General features: G+C 70.1%; 6 protein-coding genes. All 6 read right to left on the reverse strand.

Annotated elements, in window-relative coordinates:
* The coding region (locus ABW137_RS30805) for a chorismate synthase (RefSeq protein WP_526405871.1) at window positions 1-85 on the reverse strand (85 nt) is incomplete at its 3' end.
* A 144-nt stretch (window positions 86-229) separates the two neighbouring features.
* Window positions 230-655 carry a prepilin peptidase gene (locus tag ABW137_RS30810; RefSeq protein WP_526405861.1) on the reverse strand — a complete coding sequence of 142 codons (426 nt, stop codon included), beginning with the start codon at window positions 653-655 and terminating at the stop codon, window positions 230-232.
* A gap of 9 nt (window positions 656-664) precedes the next feature.
* A complete protein-coding gene (locus tag ABW137_RS30815; protein ID WP_526405863.1) occupies window positions 665-1,480 on the reverse strand; it encodes a shikimate dehydrogenase in 816 nt (271 codons plus the stop codon).
* Window positions 1,480-2,736 carry an endolytic transglycosylase MltG gene (locus ABW137_RS30820; protein WP_526405865.1) on the reverse strand — a complete coding sequence of 419 codons (1,257 nt, stop codon included), beginning with the start codon at window positions 2,734-2,736 and terminating at the stop codon, window positions 1,480-1,482. Before ABW137_RS30820 ends, ABW137_RS30815 begins: the two co-directional genes overlap by 1 nt.
* Entirely contained in the window at window positions 2,729-3,244 is a 516-nt protein-coding gene (ruvX, locus tag ABW137_RS30825; protein ID WP_526405867.1) for a Holliday junction resolvase RuvX, read from the reverse strand. The genes ABW137_RS30820 and ruvX overlap by 8 nt, the downstream gene beginning before the upstream one ends.
* A gap of 4 nt (window positions 3,245-3,248) precedes the next feature.
* A partial coding sequence (locus ABW137_RS30830; RefSeq protein WP_526405869.1) for a DHHA1 domain-containing protein occupies window positions 3,249-4,334 on the reverse strand: 1,086 nt, incomplete at its 5' end.

Raw genomic sequence — 4,334 nt, forward strand, 5'->3', positions numbered from 1 at the left:
TGATCTCGACGCCGGCGACCATCCCCTCGACCATCGCCACCAACGCGCGGCCGTGGGATTCACCAGCAGTGGTCCATCGCAACACGCGTCCCATCTTCCCACGGCGCACTCGGCCCGACGTAATCCGTCAAGCGAGGCCGCACCCGATCGCCACGATCGGCGCCCGCCGCGAAGCGCTCGAGGTGGTGGGCCCCATGCAATCCGTGGGTCGGGCCGACCCCCGGTATGGCTAGACCGCCACCAGCGCGACGGCCGCGACGGCGGCGATCGACATCGACGCCCCGTGGGGCAGGGCGTGACGGGAGCGCCACGCGACGACGCCCCACAGCGCGGTCAGCAGCGATGCACCGACGAGCGCCAGCAGCCACGCGTCGACCCCGAACGCGCCGGTGAGTGCGCCGACTCCGAGTGCGAGCTTCACGTCACCCGCGCCCATGGCGCTGGGTGCGGCGAGGTGCACCGCGACGTACAGCACGGTCAGTGCGAGGCTGCCGAGCACTGCGGGAAGTCCGCGACCCATCAGGCCGGCGACGACGATGACGATCGCGGCGCCGGGCAGCGTCAAGGCATTGGGGAGCCGCCGTTGCCTGATGTCGTACACGCTCAGTGCCGTCAACCACGCCAGCGCCCCCGCACCGGCCACCGCCGCCCCCATGGGGCAACCCTATGGCTCGCGGAGCGCCGCGATCATCGCCTCTTTCGGCGCAGGCCTTCCGGTGAAGTGCTCCACCTGAGCGAACGCCTGGTGCAGCAGCATCTGCAGTCCATTGACCACCCGGCCGCCAGCGGCGACCACGGCCTCGGCCAACGGCGTCGGCCACGGATCGTAGATCGCGTCGAGCACCACGGGCACCGTCGACAGCGACGCCGCGTACTCGGCGGCGGCGGCGGCGGGGATGGTGCTCACCACGACGTCGACCCCTGGCAGCGGGGCGCCAAGCCGGACCCAACGGGCGTCGACCTTGAGCCGCGCGGCGAGGTCGAGCAGTTCGGCGGCCCTGGCCGGGTTGCGGGCGACGATCGAGACGTCGCCGACGCCGAGGTCGGCGAGAGCGACGACCGCCGCGGGCGCCGTGCCCCCCGACCCGACGATCGCTGCCCGCGTTCCGGTCGGCTCGGTGAGCACCGTGCCGAGGGCACCCCTGACCCCGTCGACGTCGGTGTTGTCGGCGAGCCAACCCGTCGCCGTCCTGACCAGCGTGTTGGCCGAGCCGACGAGATCGGCGCGGGCCGTGCGTTCGTCGGCGACCGTCAGCGCCGCGAACTTGCCGGGCATGGTCACCGACAACCCCACCCACTCGGGGCCCAATCCGCTTACCAGGGACGGGAGTTCGTCGGCCGTGCACTCGATGCGCTCATAGGTCCAACCGTCGAGCCCGAGCGCCCGGTACGCCGCCAGGTGCAGTTGCGGCGACCGCGAGTGGATGACCGGCGAACCGAGGACGGCCGCCCTTCTCGCGGGAGTCGACGGGTCCGACATCACCGCGCGCTGTCGAGAACGCCGTTTCGGCGGGCGAGCTCGATGTTGGCGAGGTGTTGTTGGTAGTCGCGGGTGAAGTTCGTCGTGCCCTGCATGTCGATGGTCACGAAGTAGAGCCAGTCACCCGGCTGGGGCTGCTCCGCGGCCGCCAGTGCCGGTGCCCCCGGTGAACAGATCGGCGTCGCCGGGAGCCCGTCGCGCACGTAGGTGTTCCATGGCGTGTTCCTCGCGCGGTCGGCGTCGGTGGTGGCGATCTCGATGCGGTCCAGCGAGTAGTTGACCGTGGAGTCGAACTCCAACCGGCGGTGGTCAGGGGCGATCAGCCGGTTGTAGATGACGCGGGCCACCTTTGGGAAGTCCTGCGGCTTCGATTCGCGCTGCACCAGAGATGCGACGACCAGAACCTGGTACGGCGACAGGTTCTCGGAATTGCCCGCGTCGAGTAACCCGCTCTGCTCGTACTGCGCGGTGCTGGCACCGATCAGCGTGCCAAGGAGGTCCTGCGCCGGGGCGGACGGGTCGACGTTCCACGTGCCTGGCGCGATCAGACCTTCGATGCGCCGATGGTCGTCACCGAGCGCCTTGATGGGTTCGGTAGCCCAGGTCGGGATCGACAGGGCGGCCGGGTCCGTGGCGCCCGCCGCCTGTTTCAGGGCATCGACGGTGGTGCCGCACTTGCGCTGGCCGTCCAGGTCGACGCATGTGGCGTCGGCGATGAGCGAGAAGATGCCCTTGCTGACCACGTTGGTCTTGACGTCGGCGACGTCGTCGAGTTGCAGCCCCTCGGGAATCGTCAGCAGCCCCACTCGATTCGTCGGATCCACCAACCGCGCTACGGCGTTGGAGCCCGGAATCTCGGTGCGCACCTTGTAGAAACCGGGCTGGATCGCCGAGATACCCGCGTTGCCCGCCGCGGCGTCGACGAACGCCTGGGGGGTGGCCACCACGCCGGCATCCTGCAAGGTCTTGCCGATCGCGGTGGTCGAATCGCCGTTGTGTACCTGGACGACCACGTCGGCGACGCCGTCGCCCGCGTAGTCGCTGGCATTGCCACCGAACATGCCGTGCCAGAGCCGGGAGCCAAGGAACACGGCGCCGATCAGCACGACGATCAACGCGGCGACCGATAGGACGGTGAGGTTGCGCCGCCTGCGGCGGTTGCGGTTGGCACGGGCCCGTTCGGTGCGACTCATCGTTCGCCGCGGCCGTCCGACCGCGACCGGCTCGGGACGCTCGCTCTCCCAGTCGTCAGCCACCGGCCGCTCCGGTGTGCTCGGCCAGGGTCGCGCGCCGTTGGTCCAGCCAGGTCTGCAGGATCGCGACCGCGGCAACCTGGTCGATCATTGCCTTCTGTCCCTTCGCACGTACACCGGCTTCCCGCAACGACCGCTGGGCCGTCACTGTCGTAAGTCGTTCGTCGGACAATCGGACGGGCACGGGAGCCACCCGTGCCGCGAGGGCCTCGGCGACGGAGATCGCGTCGAGGGCCGAGGGGCCGGTGCGGTCGGCGAGGGTGCGTGGCAGGCCAACGACGATCTCGACGGCCTCGTGTTCGGCGGCCAGCTGCGCCAGCCTGCGGACGTGCCTACCCGTTGCGCTCTTGCGGTCCCGCTGGACCGTTTCGACGGGGGTGGCCAGAATGCCGTCGGGGTCGCTGGTCGCCACACCGATCCGGACGGTGCCGACGTCGATTCCGAGCCGACGACCCCGTCCCGGGTCGTCACTGCCGGGCCGGTCGGGCACGCGGTCTCCGGTGTCGGGCACCCACTCAGCTCCTGGCGATCTCAGCCAGCAACGCGGTCAGTGCCGCGTCGATGCCCGCCGCCGACGTACCGGAACCCTGCGCCAGGTCGGCCTTGCCGCCGCCGCGGCCCTGCACGGGCGCCCCAAGCACCTTCACCAGATCGTTGGCGCTGAGACCGAGGTCCTGCGCGGCGGGGTTGACCGCGACGACGTAGGGGACGGACTCACCGCTGCTGGCCTCGGCGATCAACGCCACCACGCCCGGCTCGGAACCGAGCTTGCCCTTGACGTCGCCGACGAGGCTGCGCAGGTCGGCTGCCGAGACGCCGCCGGCCATGCGCTGTGCCACGACACGGACTTTACCCACCAGCTCGGCACCCGCGGCGGCGTCCGCTGCGGCTGCGCGCGCGTTGGCCAGCCGCGACCGGTCCAGTTCCTTCTCGGCTGCCTTCAGTCGCTCGACGAGATTGGCAACGCGGGCGGGTACCTCGTCGGAGGGCACCTTCAGCGACGACGCCAGACCGGCCATCAGCGCGCGTTCCTTGGCGAGATGCTTGAACGAGTCCAGCCCGACATAGGCCTCCACGCGTCGCACGCCCGATCCAACGGAGGACTCCCCGAGGAGCGTGACGGGACCGATCTGGGCCGAGTTGTGGACGTGCGTGCCGCCGCACAACTCCAGCGAGAACGGTCCGCCGATCTCGACGAGGCGGACGTCCTCGGGATAGGCCTCGCCGAACAGCGCCATCGCGCCCATCGCCTTGGCCTTCTCGAGCTTGGTGTACATGGTGTTCACCACGTAGTCGGCCTCGACTGCCTCGTTCGCGACGACCTCGATCTCGTTGCGCTGGTCTTCGGTGAGGGCGCCCTGCCAGTTGAAGTCGAACCGGAGGTAACCGGGCCTGTTCAGCGAGCCGGCCTGAACGGCATTGGGGCCCAGCACCTGTCGCAGCGCCGCGTGCACCATGTGGGTACCGGAGTGGCCCTGGGTGGCACCGTGGCGCCACTTGGGGTCGACTGCCGCGGTGACCGTGTCACCCTCGACGAACTCACCGGACTCCACGTTGACGCGGTGCACGAACAGCGTCTTGGCGATCTTCTGGACGTCGGT

This window comes from Mycobacterium sp., from assembly GCF_040509115.1.
GTDB lineage: Bacteria > Actinomycetota > Actinomycetes > Mycobacteriales > Mycobacteriaceae > Mycobacterium.